Origin of the sequence: Flavisolibacter nicotianae (assembly GCF_003628535.1) — a bacterium.
In the GTDB taxonomy this organism is placed as follows: Bacteria; Bacteroidota; Bacteroidia; order Chitinophagales; family Chitinophagaceae; genus Flavisolibacter; species Flavisolibacter nicotianae.
In genome coordinates, this window is record NZ_RBCI01000014.1 from 63,299 (window position 1) to 82,557 (window position 19,259).

Genomic DNA, 19,259 nt, shown 5'->3' on the forward strand with positions numbered 1-19,259 from the left:
ACCCTGAAAGTTTTGTACACACTTCGAGAAAGACGATTCTTTTTCAACCTCGAAATTTTACAACATGAAACAATCTCTATTCGCACTATTCTTTTCTCTTTTCGGTCATTTCACTTTAGTGGCCCAACCTTACCTGTATGGTACCACCCCGAAGGGTGGCCTCAAGGACTCAGGATTGTTATTTGTATTCAATGTAGTCACCAATCAAATTTTCCCCTTGTATTCCTTTACAAGGGCCGCCGGCTATTCGCCTGTAGGCAGTCTGCTCAAGGCCGCCGGTGACAAGTTGTATGGAACAACCTTACAAGGCGGCAGCTTTGACCAGGGCGTTCTTTTTTCCTATGACCCGTCTACGGGCACCTATTGCAAGCTGAAAGAATTTACAGGTACCGATGGCCGCCTTCCCAGTGGCAGCCTGGCACAGGATGCATCCGGCAAGGTCTACGGTACAACAGGCGTTGGAAACAATGACTATAACGGTACGATCTATTCCTATGATCCCGCAACAAAGACTTTTGCCAATTTGTATGATTTTACCGGACCGGAAGGTGCCTACCCTGTTGGAGGCCTTGTGCTGGCCTCCAATGGAAAACTTTATGGAACAACCCTGCACGACGGATCGCCGGATTTTGGCGTGGCGTTTTGCTTTGATCCGTCAACAAAGGTCTATACCAGGATCCGCACGTTTGATGGTGCGGATGGCCTCTATCCCCAAAGTCCTTTGCTGCTGGCCGGCAATGGCAAAATCTACGGCGTGACTCCCGCCGGAGGTGCCAACAACAATGGTGTTATCTTTTCCATTGACCCTGCCAACAATTCCTTTTCCAGGCTCTATGATTTTACGGTGGCAGACGGCTCCTCTCTTAGTGCCGGTTTGCTGCAGGCAACAGATGGCAAACTTTATGGGGTAACCTTAAGCGGCGGCGCGCACAGGGGTGGAACCATTTTTTCTTTCGATCCGGCGACCAACAGCTTTTCAAGCGAGTATTCTTTTGCAGGACCGGAAGGTTACGCCCCGAACGGCGGCCTGATGGAAGCGTCGAACGGAAAGCTTTATGGAACCACAACAAAAGGCGGCGTATATAATTTGGGCACCCTCTTTTCGTTTGACCAGGCTACCAAAGTCCTTACCAAGTCAAAAGATTTTAGTGGCGCCAACGGAAAAGACCCTTTAGCCAGCTTAACGGAATCGGTCGCACCTCTACCTGGGCGCAATTATGTACGGCTGGGTCACTCTTTTGTTAGCACGGCATTTACAAAAGAAGGTCAATTGGTTGGCGTCAACAGTACTGCCTTGGTCAACAATATCTACCGTTACAATACCGATGGAACACCGGATGCTTCGTTTGGGAGCGGCGGCGTGGCGGAAATTGATTCAATGTTCATCGTTGGCAACAACGACCGGTATGATCCCTACCACCTATTAGATGACACCAGTAACCAGCTGTTAACGGTGACTGTCGACAGCACCGGCCGGATAATTGTCAATGAACAGGTAGAATTTGCCTATGGCCCATGGATACCACCACAAACCTTGCGTGATGAAAGACTGACCCGTTTTACGAAAGAAGGCACAATCGATTATAGCTTTTCCGAGCACGGAAAAATTTATGCGGGCCTGGCACCCGGTTATGAACATAACCCCGGACCGATCGCCGTGCAAAAAGATTCAAAAATCATCTTTACCTATCGCCAAGACCAATTTGCCATATTTTGGCGACTCACCGAAACCGGGATGAGTGATTATTTCACCAGGTTTTATTGGGATAATTATTACCAGTACAGCGTCCCCGTGGGCATTGCCTTTCAGGAGAATGGGAAAATGGTCATGGAGCTAAAGAAAATAGGATCGCCTGTTGACTCCGTGGTGTTCATACGCTTAAACAGCGATGGATCGTTTGATCCTTCGTTTGGAGACGGGGGAAAGGTTGCCCACCCTTTTGTGGTGCCCGCAAATCTGTCCGCTGAAAATTTACGACCGGAATACTGGCAATTACTGGCGGTGCAAAGCGATGAAAAAATCATATTCGGAACCAGCGATAACAAGCTTATCCGCCTGAATGCAAACGGAAGCCATGATGCGAGCTTTGGCAACAATGGAATGGTAGACTCGTCGATGGCGATTGGCCGCATACTGGTTGGGAATGATGATAAAATCTATGTTGGAGGATCGCAAAACGGTGATTTTGCGCTGGCCCGTTACAATGCCAGCGGCAACCTTGATCCGTCCTTTGGAAACGGCGGCCTCCTTGTTGACGATTTTGGCGGGACAGAGAGTATTCAGAACATGGCTATCGTCGGCCATACACTCTATGCGTTTGGAACCGGCATCCTGACCTCCTACCAGCTCAATGCCTGTATACCTCTGACCTTCCTGAACGATGCTACCATTGTATTGGATGCGAGCTGCACCGGTAACGATGGCAACATCTCTCTTATTCCCGTCACCGGCAACCCTCCTTTCCAGTATTCCATTGATGGCGGGGCAACGTACGCCGAAGGAGGGGCAAAAGGCCATACATTCCAGAACCTTGCACCGGGCACATACCAGCTTCGCATGAAAGATACCGATGGTTGTGAGAGCGAGATTGTAACAAGAGAGGTCCGACGCATTTTTGGCGGCCCGACCTTCCGTAACGACCAGACAATTGTGCTGGATGCAAGTTGTAGCGGCGGTGATGGCAAAATCTCGATTATCCCAACCTGCGGCGCAGTGCCTTTCCACTACAGCATTGACGGCGGGGCCAACTATGTTACCGGTCCTGATGGCGGCTACACTTTCCAAAACCTCGCTGCCGGCACTTACCACCTTCGACTCAAAGATGGCTACGGCAGGGAATCAGCAATCGTCACAAGAAATGTCAGGCCCAACATGTACGGACCCTGTGCCGGGTCCGCAGCAAAAAGCAGCCTGCGCTCAACGGCTATGAGCGATCATAAAATTCTTGTACAGGCTTATCCCAATCCCACAACCGGTATGACCCAACTGCGCCTGGAAAATACCAGTGGTGCCGTGCACATACTTGTTGTTGACAGCAAGGGCGTCGAGATTATCAGTAAGTCTGCGGTTGCAACTGAAGATTCTCCAATTGTGATTGACCTCTCTAAAAATGCCAAAGGACTTTACCTCATCAGAGTTGTCGGCAATACCGGAGCATCAGCCACCAAAGTTCTTTTGCACTAAAACAACCTGCTCCGATAAAACCTCCCGTCAAAAACCGGGAGGTTTTTTGAAACAATTTTTTTTCTGCTGTAGTCCTTCACGACTTTCACGCCTCGGTCGAAATACGCTTTTTGCATGCCGCGAAGCAATGACGTCAATCCTTCAAGGTCACCCTTTTTGCTGCGGCGTAAATGAGCAGTATCTTTCCCGGCTTATGAGTGATGTCTTTGAAACCGACAAAACATTTGATGGCGTGGATTTCAGCCAAACCTTTTTCCGTAAAGGGGAGTACGATGGCTGCAACTTTATCAACTGCGACTTCAGCCATACCGATCTTTCCAGTACGCAATTCATCGACTGCTCTTTTATGGCCTGCAACCTGAGTTTGGCAAAACTGGCCAAAACAACCTTGCAGGACATCCACTTCAAAAACTGTAAACTACTGGGGCTTCGCTTTGACGAGTGCAGCGGTTTTGGCCTGGCGGTAAAATTTGAAAACTGCCAACTCAACCACGCCTGCTTTGCCGGCACAAAACTGAAAGGAACCTTGTTTACCAACACCCAATTGCAGGAAGTGGATTTTACCGATTCGGATTTAACCGGCGCCTCGTTTCACCACTGTGATTTGAAAAATGCCGTTTTCGAAAATACGCTGCTTCAAAAAGCAGACTTCCGCACCGCTTCCAATTATGCAATCGACCCCGAGATCAACCGGGTAAAGGGTGCGAAATTTTCACTTCCCGACGTACTGGCATTACTTGATAAATACGGAATACAGGTCGACCCGGGGGCGCACTGAAAATGTGCAGGAAATCAATCAATGGGTTGCGCTTGCACGGCAAGATTTTGGGCATTCAGGTCGACGACCAAAAATTCAGGTTCTGCAGTTGTGTTCTGCAGGTACTGGCTGTTTTCCGCCATGAGACGACGTTTCAGCTTTCCCATATAACCGGGCTGAGAGATCTGATGAACATTCACACCGACAGAGGCAATAAAATCATTGCCGAGATACATCACAAGTTGCATAGGGTAGCGCAGTAGAACGCAAAGTAAGCTGTCAAAGAAATGCAAGCCGCAATCGCACCCTGCAAATCTGCATGACTAAGGGATATTCTTAGAAGCCCGTAAAAAAATCCTCACAAAACCTTTAGCCGCTCATTGCCTTCTTCCCCGCCTGCCTTGTCAAATCAGGCGAAATGCCCGCGGTTCGTATTAAATTTATATAGATCTAAGTCCAACCAAACCTTTTTTTATGCAAAAGTTGATGGCGCTTGCCCTTGTGCTTTTTGTGTTGTTCTGTATAAAAGCCGGGGCACAGACCAACACGGTCAGCGGCCGTGTGGTGACAGGCAGCGGCCAGCCCGTTGCCGGTGCATCGGTTGTTGTAAAAGGAACCAACCGTGGCGTGACAGCAAATGATAGCGGTGCCTTTACGATTGCCGTGTCGTTGAACGACGTATTGCAGGTGAGCAGCGCGGGCTTTGTGGCCGCTGAACTGCCGGTAAACGGCGCGAAAACCGTTGTCGTCACGCTATACGAAACATCGGCTGATCTGCAGCAACTGGTGCTGGTGGGTTCACGCAGGGCCGGGCGGGTAAAAACCGAGACGGCTGTTCCGGTTGATGTCATCCCGGTTGGCGTGCCGCAACCAACGTCCCGCACCGATGTCACCTCACTCCTCAACTTTACAGCTCCTTCGTTCAACTACAACAAGCAAAGCGGGTCGGATGGTGCCGACCACATCGACCTTGCCACCCTACGCGGCCTCGGTCCCGATCAAACCCTTGTGCTGGTCAATGGCAAACGCCGTCACCAAACGGCTTTTGTTTCGGTGTTCGGCACCCGTGGCCGCGGCAATTCGGGTACCGACCTGAATGCGATTCCCATTTCCTCCATCGACCGCATTGAAATCCTTCGCGACGGCGCTTCGGCACAATACGGGTCGGATGCCATCGCAGGCGTTATCAACATCATTCTGAAAAACAGTGTCAGGCGTCTTACCGGAAACGTGAGCACGTCGGCCTACCTCGACAACGACTTCAACCCCGCTTATAAAAACGGCCTGGGTCAGTACGAATACGGCGACAAACTGGATGGAAAAGCAGCGAGTGCCGGGCTGGATTATGGCCTGCCACTCGGTACAAAAGGCGGTTACCTCAACCTTTCGGCCGATTATTTTACGTTGGGTAAAACTTACCGGCAGGTGCTGGATACAACCGACCCGGTAAAAAATGCAAAGGCTCTCCCGATCAATTCCTACCGGCGTGCCAACGGAGACGGTTCACTCGACATGGCGGGAGCCGGCTTTCAACTGGAAGTGCCGACCAGCCAGACCGTGCGATTTTATTCGTTTGGCAATTACAACCACAAAAGCTCCGATGCCTTTGCGTTTACCCGCAACTTTTCGGCACGTCCGGAGCGCTTTCCTACCGATGGCAGCGGCAACCTGATCCCGGTTGCAGGCATCATCAAAACCACGTCCGACGGGGAAAGCTATTTTAACCCGCACATCCAAACCAAAATCGCCGACATTTCGTGGGCGGCGGGTATTCGCGGGAAAAGTCCACGAACCGGCTGGAACTGGGATTTGAGCAATATCGTCGGCTACAACCGGTTTCATTTTTTTGGCGACAAAACGTTCAATGCGTCCCTGGGTCCCAACAAGACTCATTTCGATGACGGCGGATTCCAGTTTTTGCAAAACACGGCCAACCTGAATTTCAGCCGCGAATACAATACCATTGCACAAGGCTTTAACCTGGCCTTTGGCGCCGAGTACCGGTATGAACGGTACACCATTTTCGCCGGCGAGGCCGACTCGTATAAAAACTACAATCCTGACAAGGCCACCGGCTCGCAGGGCTTTCCTGGTTTTCAACCCGCCGACGAAGTAAAAGCCAACCGCTCCAACGTGGCAGCTTATGTGGACGTGGAACTCGACGTCACCAAACGCTGGCTGCTCAATGGCGCGGTTCGGGTGGAGAATTACAGTGATTTTGGCTTTACCCATAATTACAAACTGGCCACCCGCATCAAGGCCGCCAAGCACTTCAACCTGCGTGGCTCTGTGAGCACGGGCTTCCGGGCACCGTCGCTGCAACAGATCAACTACAGCTCCACGTTCACTACTGTGCAAGGGGGAGTGATTGCGGAGGTAAAGATTGCACCGAATTACAGTTCCATTACAAAGGCAGCCGGCATTCCGGAATTGAAGCAGGAACGTTCGGTAAATGCCAGTGTCGGCTTTGCCTTTACGCCAGGCACCGCTTTCAGCCTGACAGTAGATGGCTACTGGGTTGCGATCAAAGACCGCGTGGTGCTTTCGGGCCAGTTCGATGCCACCAATCCCAATATCGACCCAGCCCTGGCCGCCGAAATGAACCGGCTGCGGGTGGGACTTGCGCAGTTCTTTGCCAATGCCGTCAACACCACTAACAAAGGCATAGACGTGGTGGCCGATTACAACAAGCGCTGGGGAAGCAACCGCTTGCGGCTGCTCTTTGCAGGCAATGTGCAGGACATGAGCATCGACAAGATCAATGTTCCCAGCAAGCTTTCAGCAACGCAGGACCTTCGCCAGACGTTTCTGAGCGACCGGGAGCAGGCTTTTATCCTCGCTTCTGCCCCGCCACAAAAACTTGCGCTCAGTGCCGAATACGGAATGAAGAAATGGAGTGTGGGTAGCCGGCTGACCTATTTTGGGAAGGTGACGATTTTGGGCTATGGACAGGATGGCCTGGGTATCGATCCCAAAGTGCCGACAGATGCCGACCCAAACCGGCTCGTACGCGACGAATACATGTACAACGGTAAACTGACCACGGACGTTTACCTGACCTATGCGTTGACCAAAGGGCTGACCTGGCACCTCGGTGCGGACAACATCTTCAATGTGCATCCGAACCTGGGTGTGGCTGCCGGTGCAAAAGGATGGGCCTACAACAACGAACCCGCCGGACCATTTGACGCGGTGCAAATGGGCGGAAACGGCAGGAAATTATTTACCCGCATTGCTATTAATTTCTAAACGACCCGATATAGGACGGCGATTTTTCGGGAGCCTTGAAAGGATTTATACGATGGAAGATGACCGATAACAGATGGTGGATGACAGCAGAGAAACCATTCTATTTTTTCCCGGACGATTCCTGCTGGCTGGCGGGTATGCGGAACCCGTGAAAGTAAATGTTTCCCATCGACCCTGAAATCCGCCCAATTAATTTTTACCGGAACGCGATGTCTGCAATTGGTTCAGGAGACGCCGGTTATCTTCCACTACTTCTTTGTAAGCCGTTTTAAGCGCACTGGACTCATTGATCGTTTGGTCGCTGGTGGTTTTCAGTTTGTCGTAAGCGGCTTTCATTTTTTCGTATTTCACTTTCCATTCCGCACCGTCCGTCTTTTCCTGCCCGGCTGGCGGCAGGGCATTCAGCCTGCTTTGCAGCGAAGCAATGGTCCGGTCCTTTTCCTGCAAGGATGCACCGCTTTGCGATTCTAATTCCTGTATCCTTTGCTCTTTCTGTACCAGGATGCCTTTCAGTTCATTCATTTCTTCCGTTGCTGCACTGCTGCCGCCAACCGCAGGTACGCTCTTCAGCAATGTTGCGGTCTTTACGAGGCTGACCTGTTTTCCCGCTTCCTGCCGGAAGGCATCGAGCAAAGCCTGGAGATCTTGTTTTTCTGTTGCTGCCAGCGAGGCATTGGCAATGCGAATGCTGTCGAGCAGGGAGGAGAAACGGTCGCTCTCCTTCTGCAGGTTCTGCGCAGCATCCCGTGAAGTTGATTTCATGGCGTAAGCCGAACAGGCACTCAAAACCCTGTCCATTTCCCGGTGCAGAAGCGGATCGACTGACAACCGGGTATCGGCTTTTATTGTCGTCGCTGATTCCCTGCCGCCTTTCTCAGCCGGGACATGTTTCAGGAACGAAGAAAGGACAATAAAAAACAACAGGACGCTCAGGGTGTAGACACCATAGAATTTCCGTTTGGCAGCATTCCTGTTCGCTAATTTGGGTGTTTCCATGTTTCAATCATTTATTCCGGTTCACCGGTTTCCTGCAAGACATTTTCTTCTTCTACTCGCACGGCATAAATCACGTTTCCGTATTTGATCCTGTTTTGCGACAACGTCAGCCCTGGGTCCAGTGCCCGTTTCCACAAAAGCCGGTCGGGGGTTAAAAAGACCCAGCGATAGGGTTCACCGTTTTCATCCAGGAGAGGAATGTCGTATCCGCTTTGGCGTTTTTGTTTCTGCGCAATATCAACCAGTATCTCTCCCGGCTTCAGGCGTACGGAAGGCAAAAAATCAACCGACAGCCTGTCTTCCCGTCCTTCTCCCAGAATGATTTTAAAACACACAGGAATACCGTTTACATAAATGGCCGGGTAGGTGGCAGACAACTCACTGACAGGGTACCAGGTCTTCATGCCTGCCGCCGATACCTGGTTGTAGAGGCGGTACACATCGAGTACGGTAAACGGCAGTAAAAAAGCACTCGGCCCCGAAACCATGAAGAGCCAGGTAAAACGGCTTTGCGAAAAATAAAAAAGCGCAAACAACAGTACAAGGGTACCGGCCAGCGAAAATGTGAAAAGCCATCGTTGTGTTGCCGAAAAGCCGGGAAGTTCTTTGTTCAGCAGAAAAACATGGGCGGTGCCGGCAACCAGGAAAAGCAGGGCCTCCAACAAGAGAAATACGCTTTCATTTGAGAAAAAAGCGATGACCATGCACACAATAAACGTGAGCAAAACAAGGATGAAACTCGTGGCCATCGCTCCTTTCTGCTGGCCCAGTTTATCTGTCAGCATCGTTTTACCTGTCATCCGGAAAGTGTCCTGTTCCATAATTCGCCTGTAAAGAAATTAAAAATTGCAGAACCGGGGTCATTTACCTGTTTCCCGCTTCACCTTCAGCGCCCCTGAATGTCACGGGCAGCATCAGGAGGGTTTCCGTAGCCGTTCCCCGAAGGGCGGCCGGTTTCCATTTGGGCATCTTCCGCAAAACCCGTTTCACTTCCTGGTCGAACACATAGCCCGCCGATTCCACCACACGGATATCGCGACAGCTTCCGTCCGCATCAACCAGGAACGACACCAACACCTTTTTTTGCTCCGCCGGTTTTAACTCCGACGGGTTGAGAATATTTTTTCGTAGAAAGCTGGCCAAGCCTGCCTCGCCGCCCGGGAATTCCGCATCGGTTTGAATGAGGGGCACCTTCCCGGTTTTCTGCTTCGGCAATCTTGCTGCCACCTGCGCTCCCTTAACCCCGGCAAAAGCCGGTTCATTGTCCTGCTGCTCCAACACCTCAACCTGCTTCTTGTTGCGGAGTACTATCACCCGTTTGCCCTCGCGCCGTTCGACTTTCCCTACGACCTTCACTTTCTTGTTCACGTAATCCACTTCCGGTGTGCCAAAACCGGGAAGGTCTTCATTTGCGATCACCAACGAAAGTGTTGCGCCGCTATCCGGTGTACCCATGGAAAGATAGGTTTCTTTGGCTGCCGAATCTCCCACAAACGCTAACGCAAAAATTTTACCAGATACGGTTACAGAATCGCCTTCAAAATAACCCACCTCCGAAACACTAACGGGACTGGTCAGCCGGATTTGCTCCTTGCTGTGAATAATAAGTGTCGGAGTGTTGTCTTTCATTTCCACCAATCCACTGATGCAAACATCCTTGTCGACATAGCGTTTCTCCGGCACATTGTTGAACCGCGGACGGTCTGGCTCCAGGATCAGGACATTAACGGCCGGATCGGAGAAATGCGCCTGCAGGTTCAATAACGTTGGCCCGTTCTCCGAGCCGCGGAAATAGCGAGTTTGATAAACGTGGCTGCAAAACGTGACACTGTCGCCAATATGACCACGAATGTCACCGAGGTTGATGGGCAGTACCGTTTGGGCCAGGTTGTTTTTTTGCCATTCGGTCATTAACATCTCGCTGGCCTTTTTCACCTTTTCGCTGTTTTCTTTTGGAATGGCGAGGTCGGAAAACGAGTTAAAACTGTATTTGCGGATCCCGGCCAGTTCCAGCCGGCTCAGGGCAGAAAGCGCAGCCGCGTTTAGCGCATACCGGTGGTCATAGGTATTTTGGACAAGTCCCGGCTCAAAACTTTGCAGCCCTGTCGCGTGAAGCGTTACCGTGCTGTCGTTGGAAAAAAGAAGGATCAATTCGTTCCCGGCATCGATCGTGGAAGCGCCCCAGCCGGACCCGTTGAGGTTCATATACAATGAGGATCCCAGGGCGGAAAGTGAAATTGAAAGTTTGGTTTTGGGCGGCAGCCCCGCAACAGGCAAAGGCTGCATTTCAATGCGCTGCTTTTTTAAAAACCGGTCGTATTCGTTCGTTTTCACCTCCTGTGACAAAAGGGTGAAAGGGAAAAGAAACAGCAAAATCTGTAAGGTCAACAACTTCATGGTGTTCATCGTTTAACATCTGGGGGCTGTTTCACGGGTGAAGGATGGCGAACGCACAGCCGGCAGCATCCCGCGCCAGCTTGTCAACCAAACGATTTTTACCGACAGGATAAGGGGCAATACGGGTTGAAAATAAAACGAATCTCCCGCCCGGCAAACATTTTTTGCCCGGCGGCAGGGCTGTTTTTCCTTCGCAGTATGTTGTTAAATGCTTGATAACCACGGCAAAGCCGGGTTCTCTTCCACTGTTTATGAAAAACTTTGACCGGCAACGGGCCCGTCCCGCCTTCCCTTTACCTTTGCACCCTTCCCATGCAAAATCAACGGATCTATACATTAAAGTTCTGGCTGCTCTGCTCCAGTTCCTTCCTGTTTTCTTCGAGCTTCAACATGCTGATCCCCGAACTGCCGGCTTACCTGAGCAGCCTGGGCGGCAGTGCCTACAAGGGCTATATCATTGGTTTGTTTACCATCACGGCCGGCCTGTCGCGGCCTTTCAGCGGGCGGCTCACCGACACCATCGGGCGGGTTCCGGTGATGGCGATCGGATCGTTGGTGTGCGTGGTTTGCAGCCTGCTTTACCCGATGCTAACAACAGTTGCCGGCTTTTTGCTGTTGCGGCTGTTGCATGGGTTTTCCACCGGCTTTAAACCCACCGCCACAGCCGCCTACATTGCCGATGTCGTACCGTTTTATCGTTGGGGCGAGGCCATGGGGATTCACGGGCTTTGCTTCAGCACGGGCCTTGCCATCGGGCCGGCCCTGGGTGGATTGATCACCGCTTATTTTCCCATCTCTGTTCTTTTTTACTGCTCCTCCTTTTTTGCTTTTGGCTCTATTATTATCCTGATGAACCTGAAGGAAACGCACCCCGACAAGCAACGCTTTCATCCCAAGCTTTTGCGCATCCGCTGGAAAGATGTGTTTGAGCCGCTGGTATGGCCTGCAGCCGTAATCACATTTTTAGGTTACATCAGTTATGGGGCCATCCTGACGCTGATTCCCGACTGGAGTGAACACCTGGGTGTAAAAAACAAGGGCACGTTTTACGTGGTCTTCACCGTTTCTTCCCTCCTTGTTCGCCTGCTTGCCGGTAAATTGTCCGACCGGAAAGGCCGGGTGTTCGTATTGAAAATTGCGCTGGTCATCATGATTGTTTCTGTTGTGCTCCTGGGCCTTGCTTCCTCGGTCACCTCGCTGCTGGCGGGCGGTTTTGTTTATGGGCTGAGTACGGGTCTTTTCTCCCCGGCCACGTCTGCCTGGACGGCCGACCTTAGCCACGAACAACACCGTGGCCGCGGCATGGCGACGATGTACATTTCGCTGGAAGCGGGTATTGGAATCGGCGCCATGGTTGCCGGCTGGCTTTTTCGCGATCACCTGTACATGATCCCTCCTATCTTTTACGGCTGTGCGCTGGTTGCCGGTGCCGGGTTGATTTACCTGCTGTATTATCATCCTTTATTGCAAGAAGCGGCCAGCGACCCGGCGCGAACCCTGGAAGAAGTTTAACACACAAACGGCCACCTACGCCGGGAAAAAACAACGACACATGACATCCAAGCAACTCATCGACCAACTCCACTTGCAACCACATCCCGAAGGCGGATTTTATAAGAGGTTTATCGCTCCGAAGGCCGCATCGAAGCCGCCTGCCTGCCCCAGGGTTTTGGCGGCGACCGGAATTATGCCACCTCCATTTATTATCTTTTGCAGAGGGGAGACTTTTCGGCCTTTCACCGGATTCAGAGCGACGAGATCTGGCATTTTTATACCGGAGGACATCTTTCCCTTCACCTCATCGATCAACAGGGTCACTACGAACGCCACACCTTAGGCGACGCACCCGGAAGCGGTGCGCAATTCCAGGTTGTGATGCCGGCCGGTGTTTGGTTCGCCGCGGAGCCAGCGCCGGGAACCGACTTCACGCTGGCTGGCTGCACGGTTTCACCGGGCTTTGATTTCAGGGATTTTGAACTGGCCCACAAGGATACCCTTCGGGAGCAGTACCCGGTGCACAGCGAAATCATTGAACGTCTTTGCCGGCTGTGAATGGTGTTGAAAAAAGGCTGAAATTGCAGAAGGCCGTTGGCAAATACTCTTTGAAGATTCGTTCATTCCGCTGCCCGTTTAAAAAATACAACCATGCAATCACGTCGTCATTTCCTGCAAAATCTATCGGTTACGGCCCTTGGCCTTCCCCTGCTGAACAGTGCCGGGTTTCCCTTTGAGCAAAACAGTTTCGCACCAGCCGCTGATGGTGCCGTGCTGCGGGTGGCGCTCATGGGCCTGGGCAGCTATGCCAACAGGGTGGCAGACGCGATGCGGGACTGCAAGCGGGCCAAACTTGTTGGTGTGGTGAGCGGAACGCCGTCGAAAATCACCGACTGGCAGCGCCGTTTTTCCATCCCCGAAAAAAACTGTTATGATTACACGAGTTTCGATCGCATCAAAGACAACCCGGAAATTGATGCCGTGTATGTTACCACACCCAATGGGCTTCACCACGATCACGTGATCCGCGCTGCCAGGGCCGGCAAGCAGGTGATCTGCGAAAAACCAATGGCCATCAATGCCCGGGAAGGCCGTGAAATGGTGGATGCTTGCAAAAAAGCCGGCGTGCAACTGCTGGTTGGCTACCGCATGCATTTCGAACCCAAAACCGTCGAAGTAATCCGGATGCGGCAAAATGGCGAATTCGGGAAGATCCTTTTCTTCCAGGGCTTGTCGGGCTTTCGCATTGGCGATCCAAGCCAGTGGCGGCTAAACAAGACCCTCGCCGGCGGTGGCGCCATGATGGACATTGGCATTTACTCCATCAACGGTGCCCGCTACATGATCGGTGAAGAACCAGTGTGGGTTACGGCACAGGAAACCAAAACCGACCCGCAAAAATTTAAAGAAGGCGTTGATGAAACGATCCAGTTTCAACTCGGTTTTCCCGGTGGCGCCGTGGCCTCCTGCCTGTCGACCTACAGCATGAACAACCTGGATAAATTTTTTCTCAACGGCGACAAAGGCTTTGCCGAACTGCAGCCGGCCACTGGTTACGGACCCATTGAAGGACGCACACACAAGGGTCTTCTTACGCAACCGCACATCACGCACCAAACGATCCAGATGGATGAAATGGCCGCTATTCTTCTGGATGGAAAAAAGCCGCTCGTTCCCGTCGACGGCGAAGAGGCGGTAAAAGATTTAACGATCATCGACGCGATCTACCAGGCGGTGAAAACGGGACAGCGGGTGGCATTGAAGCTTCACTAAAAATGAGTCAAAGGGAAAAGGCAGCCTTTGGCTGCCTTTTCCCTTTGACTCATCCTTTTACCTTTTCTTTCAAGGCATCGTACAATACTTCGACAGTGTGCAGGGCTTTGCGGCCGGTGCCATCCTTGATCTGGTGACGGCAACTGGTTCCGGGAGCCGCGATGATCACGTCTTTCGCACTGTTGCGCACAGCCGGCAGTAACACCAGTTCGCCAATCTTCATCGAGATGTCGTAGTGCTCCGCTTCATAACCGAATGAACCGGCCATGCCGCAGCAACCCGAAGGGATGACTTCCACCGTATAGTTATTGGGGAAAGACAAAATTTTCACGGAAGGCGTCACAGAACTCAGCGCTTTTTGCTGGCAGTGTCCATGCAGTTTGATCGTTCTTTTTTCGGTGGTAAAAAGTTCTTTGGGAATGTTGCCGTTCGTCATTTCCTGGGCCAGGAATTCATCGATTAGCCAGGCATTTTTTGCCAGGCTTTTGGCGGCTTCCAGGTTCTCATCATCGGCCAGGTCCACATATTCATCGCGGAAGGTCAGGATCGCGGAAGGTTCAATCCCGATCAGCGGCGTTGCTTCAGAAATGATGTTGCGCAATAAAGCAACGTTCCGGTTGGCGATCTTTTTGGCTTCTCTTACCAATCCCTTCGAAAGCCATGCACGGCCGCTTTCTTCGTGTTTCGGAATCACGACTTCATACCCCAAGCGTTCGAGCAGCAGGATGGCCTTTATGCCGATTTCGGTGTCGTTGTAATTCGTGAATTCATCACAAAAAAGATAGACTTTCCGGTTTGACGTTTCAGGTTTCACGTTTGACCTTTGGTGTTTCTTCCACCATTTGTACAAGGTTGTTTTGTACATCGTCGGCATGGAACGCTTCACCGCAAACCCGGATGTTTTCTTTACCAGGCTGCTGACCCCCGGTGCCGTCATTGCAAAATTGTAAAGGGATGGAGCAATCGCACCCAGCTTCGCCGACTTGCTGAAATTGGCGATCAGCTTCGAACGGAACGGCACACCGTTGGCATCGTAATACTGCTGCAGGAATTCGGCTTTCAGCTTGGCCATGTCCACGTTCGAAGGACATTCCGATTTGCAGCCTTTGCAACTGAGGCAAAGGTCCATCACATCCAGGATCTCTTTGTGGTCGAAGCGGTTGATCTTGGTGGAGCGGGTCAGCATTTCCCGCAACATGTTGGCCCTTGCCCTTGTCGTGTCTTTTTCATTTCGGGTAGCCATGAACGATGGACACATGGTGCCACCCGATAATTGCGACTTGCGGCAGTCGCCGGAGCCGTTGCACTGCTCCGCGTGTTGCAGGATGTCCTGGTTGTGAAAACGAAAAACGGTCTTGAACGCCGGCGTTTGCTGCCCCGGCTCATAGCGCAGCATGGTGTTCATCGACGGCGTGTCAACAATCTTGTGCGGGTTGAAGATATTGCCCGGATCCCAGGTGTACTTGAGCGTTTTCAGCAGGTTGTAGTTTTTCTCTCCCACCATCTGGCGAATGAACTCACCACGCAGGCGGCCATCGCCGTGTTCACCGCTCAGGGAGCCATTGTATTTTTTGACAAGGGTGGCAATTTCTTCTGCAATGGTGCGAAACAACCGGTTCCCTTCTTCGGTTTTGAGGTTGATAATCGGACGCAGGTGCAGCTCTCCGGAGCCTGCATGCGCATAGTGCACAGAGTAAAGATTGTGCTTCGTCAAAATTTCATTGAACTCACGGATATAAGCCGGCAGGTCATTCACATCCACTGCCGTGTCTTCAATCACCGGCACTGCTTTTTCATCACCGGGCAGGTTGCTCAGCAAGCCAAGGCCAGCCTTGCGCAGCGTCCAGATCTTTTTCGTGTCGTCGCCAAACAGCAGGGGGAAATGAAAACCCAATCCTGCTGCCCGCATCTCCTCTTCCACGTTTTTTGCTATCGCCACGATCTCCTCCCGGGTTGGCCGGGTAAATTCGATCACGAGAATGGCACCGGGGTCGCCCTGTACAAAAAAGCGGTTCTTGCGTTGCTCGATATTGTCTTTAGTGCATTCGAGAATAAAATGGTCGATCAATTCACTGGCACTCGGACGATATTTTAAGGCAATGAGATTGGCATGAAGTGATTCGTCGATGTTGTGAAAATGCACACACAGCAGCCCCACTTCTTTGGGCGGCAGCGGAACGACATTGAGCTTGATCTCGGTGAGCAGGGCCAGGGTCCCTTCCGATCCCGCCAGCAGGCTGCAGAAATTAAAATCCGGTCCGCCGGCCGTAAACGGTGCCATTTCCAGCAACATGTCCACTGCATAACCGGTGTTGCGCCGCTCCACTGTTTTCTTGGGAAACTCTTTGCGGATTTCCTCCGCATTGCCGTAATCGCCCAGGAGGCTGCGCACGGTTTTGTAAATCGTTGCTTCCAGCGAATCGCCTTCGCATTTTTGGTGAAATTCATCAAGCCCGATGGCTTTGAATTCCGCTTCGGTCCCGTCGCTCAGCAAGGCTTTCACTTCCAGCAAATGCTCCCGGGTGCTCCGGTACACAACCGAGTTGGAGCCGCAGGAATTGTTTCCCACCATGCCGCCGATCATCGCACGGTTGGCCGTGGAGGTTTCGGGTCCAAAAAGGAGACCGTGTGGTTTCAAAAACAGGTTGAGTTCATCGCGAACAACCCCTGGCTGCACCCGCACCCATCCTTCCTCTTTGTTCAGTTCGAGGATGCGATTGAAATATTTGGATACGTCCACCACGATGCCATTGCCCACCACCTGTCCGGCCAGCGAGGTACCGGCCGTACGGGGAATCAGCGAGGTTTTTTCGGCCTGCGCAAACCGGATGAGTTTTTTAAGGTCATCGATCGTTCGGGGAATGGCTACGGCCATGGGCAGTTCGCGGTAGGCCGACGCATCGGTGGCATACAAAACCCGCATGGTGTCGTCGAAAAAAAATTCGCCTTCGAGTTGCCCGCCTAGTTGCTGCAAGGCCGCTTTTTGCTGGGTAGAAAGTTGCTGGTTCAAGATGTCCAAATTTAGGCCGGTGGCCTTTGCCGGCAAAAAAGAGAAAGCGGCAAAACACGATTTTTAGTTCCCGGTCTTCCCTGCCAAACCGCCGCCTGTGCTGCGTTTGCAGGGCGATCAAATCGGATGGCCAGATTTGTTTTTGTACATTTCGGCCCTAATCGAACCGGATGACCAGAGAGGAAAAATTTATGCGGGAAGCCATACAGCTTTCGAAAGCCGGCAGCGACGCCAACGAAGGCGGACCGTTTGGCTGTGTGATTGTCAAGAATGACGAGATCATCGGGAGAGGAAACAACAAAGTGCTCCTGACCAACGACCCTACCGCTCATGCAGAAGTCGTTGCCATCCGCGATGCCTGTCGAAAACTGGGCAGCTTCCAGCTCGACGACTGCGAGGTCTATACATCCTGCGAACCCTGCCCCATGTGCCTTGGCGCCCTGTACTGGGCTCGCCCCAAAATCATCTACTTTGCCAATAACCGAAAGGATGCTGCCGACATTGGTTTCGATGATTCACTGATCTACCAGGAAGTTTGCACCCCGCTTTCGGAACGAAAAATCCCCATCGAGTCGATTGGCCGCGACGAAGCCCTCCGCGTGTTTCGCGAATGGCAGGCCCGCGGCGACAAATTTGTTTACTAGCCGTTCCGGCAAATCCAGCCTACACAGGTGGACGGAATTTTGCTACACCTTCAGTCTATGGCAAAACTCTTTGAATCGTTACAACTCGGACGCATTTTACTCAGGAACAGGATCGCCGTTTCGCCCATGTGCCAATACAGCAGCGTGGATGGCTTTGCCAACAACTGGCACCTTGTTCACCTCGGCAGCCGCGCCGTCGGTGGTGCAGGGCTCGTCTTTACCGAAGCTACAGCGGTTTCACCGGAAGGTCGAATTTCACCGGATGACCTGGGGATCTGGAAGGACGAACACGTGGAATTCCTGCAAGGCATAACAAAATTTATCAGGGCACAGGGGCTGTTCCGGGTATCCAACTGGCCCATGCCGGCCGCAAGGCAAGTCAACATTCGCCTTTTAAAGGCGGCCAACCGCTAACAGCTGCAGAAGGTGCCTGGCAAACACTTTCTGCCAGTGCCATTCCCTTCAAAGAAGGCTCGCCGGTGCCTGTTGCTCTTGACAAAGCCGGCATCGAAAAAGTCACCAGCGATTTTCGCAAGGCTACGCAAAGAGCCATCGACGCCGGGTTCGAGGTCATCGAAATTCATGCGGCTCATGGCTATCTCTTCCACGAATTTTATTCGCCCCTGAGCAACCACCGGGAGGATGAATACGGTGGCAGGTTTGAGAACCGCATCCGTTTGCTGCTCGAGGCAATCGAGGCCGTTCAATCCGTTCTCCCGCCCCAGTTCCCCTTGCTGGTTCGCATCTCGGCAACCGACTGGGTGGACGATGGCTGGAACATCGACGATTCGGTACGCCTTGCAACAATCCTGAAGGAGACGGGTATTCACCTGGTCGACTGCTCGAGTGGCGGCAACGGCAGCGGTGCAAAAATTCCTGTCGGCCCGCTCTACCAGGTTCCGTTTGCCAGCCGGATACGAAAGGAAACGGGCATCCTGACCGGTGCGGTGGGCCTGATCACGACTGCCCAACAGGCAGAGGAAATTTTACAAAACGAAGAGGCCGACCTGGTCCTGCTGGCACGCCAGTTATTGCGGGACCCTTATTTCCCGCTGCATGCGGCAAAAGAACTGGGAATTGATGTTCCCTGGCCGGACCAGTATCTTAGGGCAAAACAATAGAGGATAGTAGGATATTGGGATATTTGATATTGAGATAGTGGAATAATGAATTACTCATTTCCTAACCTTCATTAACCCACCAATTTCATAACCAAATAAGCCATTATCCTACTATCTCAATCTCTTAAGAACGCCTGTCTTTCACTGTGCCGTATCTTCCTTCTTTTTGTCTTTTTTGAAGATGCTGAAAATCTTGTCCACGAATTTCCGGAGTCCTTTGCGATCCTTTTTTTCTTTTACCACCAACGTATCCGGGGCTTTGATCTCCGGCTTGGGTGGTTCTTTTTTGGCCACAGTGTCGCCGGGCACGGCATATAGCACGGAGGAATAAATGAGTTTATGCTGCTCATTGTCCTTCCACACCGGCTGCGACGGGTTGGGAATGAAAATGCCTTTATCCATCAGGCCCTGGACGACATTGGGAATTTGTTTGGCTGTTTGCCAGGTTTTCCCGTCGGTTGTAACAAAAAGGTAGTCTTTGTTGGCCGAATCGAAATATACATTGGCTCTTGGGTAGTAATAATACTGCGGTTGCAGGGTTACCGGCTTTTTCTCCTCTTTTTTTTCATTGTTGCAGGCAAGCAAAATAAGCAGGGAAAAAAGCAAAAGGAAACGTGGGTTCATGCCAACAGGT

Annotated in this window: 13 protein-coding genes and 1 pseudogene; 8 read left to right on the forward strand and 6 right to left on the reverse strand. The window is 51.9% G+C overall.

Annotated features, from left to right (window positions below):
* Window positions 1–64: 64 nt before the first annotated feature.
* Window positions 65–3,184 (forward strand): choice-of-anchor tandem repeat GloVer-containing protein, encoded by a 3,120-nt coding sequence (locus tag D6024_RS22885; RefSeq protein ID WP_121357148.1) that lies wholly within the window; start codon window positions 65–67, stop codon window positions 3,182–3,184.
* Between the two features lie 193 nt (window positions 3,185–3,377).
* A complete protein-coding gene (locus D6024_RS22890; RefSeq protein WP_121357149.1) occupies window positions 3,378–3,962 on the forward strand; it encodes a pentapeptide repeat-containing protein in 585 nt (194 codons plus the stop codon).
* 14 nt (window positions 3,963–3,976) lie between these two features.
* On the opposite strand, the gene D6024_RS22895 is transcribed toward D6024_RS22890, so the two are convergent.
* Window positions 3,977–4,189: a hypothetical protein gene (locus D6024_RS22895; protein WP_162944959.1), complete on the reverse strand. Its 213-nt coding sequence runs from the start codon at window positions 4,187–4,189 to the stop codon at window positions 3,977–3,979.
* 226 nt (window positions 4,190–4,415) lie between these two features.
* Here D6024_RS22895 and D6024_RS22900 point away from each other — a divergent pair, with 226 nt between their 5' ends.
* Window positions 4,416–7,190 (forward strand): TonB-dependent receptor, encoded by a 2,775-nt coding sequence (locus D6024_RS22900; RefSeq protein WP_121357151.1) that lies wholly within the window; start codon window positions 4,416–4,418, stop codon window positions 7,188–7,190.
* 189 nt (window positions 7,191–7,379) lie between these two features.
* Here D6024_RS22900 and D6024_RS22905 read toward each other — a convergent pair whose 3' ends face one another.
* The 3 genes from D6024_RS22905 to D6024_RS22915 are packed head-to-tail and all read right to left on the reverse strand — an operon-like array spanning window position 7,380 to window position 10,583.
* Complete coding sequence (locus D6024_RS22905; RefSeq protein ID WP_121357152.1) at window positions 7,380–8,186, reverse strand: hypothetical protein; 807 nt, start codon at window positions 8,184–8,186, stop codon at window positions 7,380–7,382.
* Window positions 8,187–8,197: 11 nt separating this feature from the next.
* Entirely contained in the window at window positions 8,198–9,007 is an 810-nt protein-coding gene (locus D6024_RS22910) for a TssN family type VI secretion system protein (RefSeq protein ID WP_162944960.1), read from the reverse strand.
* A gap of 43 nt (window positions 9,008–9,050) precedes the next feature.
* Window positions 9,051–10,583: an energy transducer TonB gene (locus tag D6024_RS22915; RefSeq protein ID WP_162944961.1), complete on the reverse strand. Its 1,533-nt coding sequence runs from the start codon at window positions 10,581–10,583 to the stop codon at window positions 9,051–9,053.
* Window positions 10,584–10,895: 312 nt separating this feature from the next.
* Here D6024_RS22915 and D6024_RS22925 point away from each other — a divergent pair, with 312 nt between their 5' ends.
* The 3 genes from D6024_RS22925 to D6024_RS22935 all read left to right on the forward strand — a co-directional run bounded on the left by D6024_RS22925 (window position 10,896) and on the right by D6024_RS22935 (window position 13,850).
* Window positions 10,896–12,095: an MFS transporter gene (locus tag D6024_RS22925; RefSeq protein ID WP_121357302.1), complete on the forward strand. Its 1,200-nt coding sequence runs from the start codon at window positions 10,896–10,898 to the stop codon at window positions 12,093–12,095.
* A gap of 144 nt (window positions 12,096–12,239) precedes the next feature.
* Window positions 12,240–12,635 carry a cupin domain-containing protein gene (locus D6024_RS22930; RefSeq protein WP_240410139.1) on the forward strand — a complete coding sequence of 132 codons (396 nt, stop codon included), beginning with the start codon at window positions 12,240–12,242 and terminating at the stop codon, window positions 12,633–12,635.
* Window positions 12,636–12,728: 93 nt separating this feature from the next.
* Window positions 12,729–13,850 carry a Gfo/Idh/MocA family protein gene (locus D6024_RS22935; protein ID WP_121357156.1) on the forward strand — a complete coding sequence of 374 codons (1,122 nt, stop codon included), beginning with the start codon at window positions 12,729–12,731 and terminating at the stop codon, window positions 13,848–13,850.
* A gap of 49 nt (window positions 13,851–13,899) precedes the next feature.
* Here D6024_RS22935 and D6024_RS22940 read toward each other — a convergent pair whose 3' ends face one another.
* A complete protein-coding gene (locus D6024_RS22940; RefSeq protein ID WP_240410129.1) occupies window positions 13,900–16,860 on the reverse strand; it encodes an FAD-binding and (Fe-S)-binding domain-containing protein in 2,961 nt (986 codons plus the stop codon).
* Window positions 16,861–17,030: 170 nt separating this feature from the next.
* On the opposite strand from D6024_RS22940, the gene D6024_RS22945 reads away from it, so the two are divergent.
* Both D6024_RS22945 and D6024_RS22950 read left to right on the forward strand, forming a co-directional pair.
* Entirely contained in the window at window positions 17,031–17,504 is a 474-nt protein-coding gene (locus D6024_RS22945) for a nucleoside deaminase (RefSeq protein ID WP_121357157.1), read from the forward strand.
* Between the two features lie 57 nt (window positions 17,505–17,561).
* Window positions 17,562–18,625: pseudogene (locus tag D6024_RS22950) on the forward strand (NADH:flavin oxidoreductase/NADH oxidase).
* Between the two features lie 141 nt (window positions 18,626–18,766).
* On the opposite strand, the gene D6024_RS22955 reads toward D6024_RS22950, so the two are convergent.
* Window positions 18,767–19,249: a hypothetical protein gene (locus tag D6024_RS22955; RefSeq protein WP_121357158.1), complete on the reverse strand. Its 483-nt coding sequence runs from the start codon at window positions 19,247–19,249 to the stop codon at window positions 18,767–18,769.
* Between the last annotated feature and the right edge of the window lie 10 nt (window positions 19,250–19,259).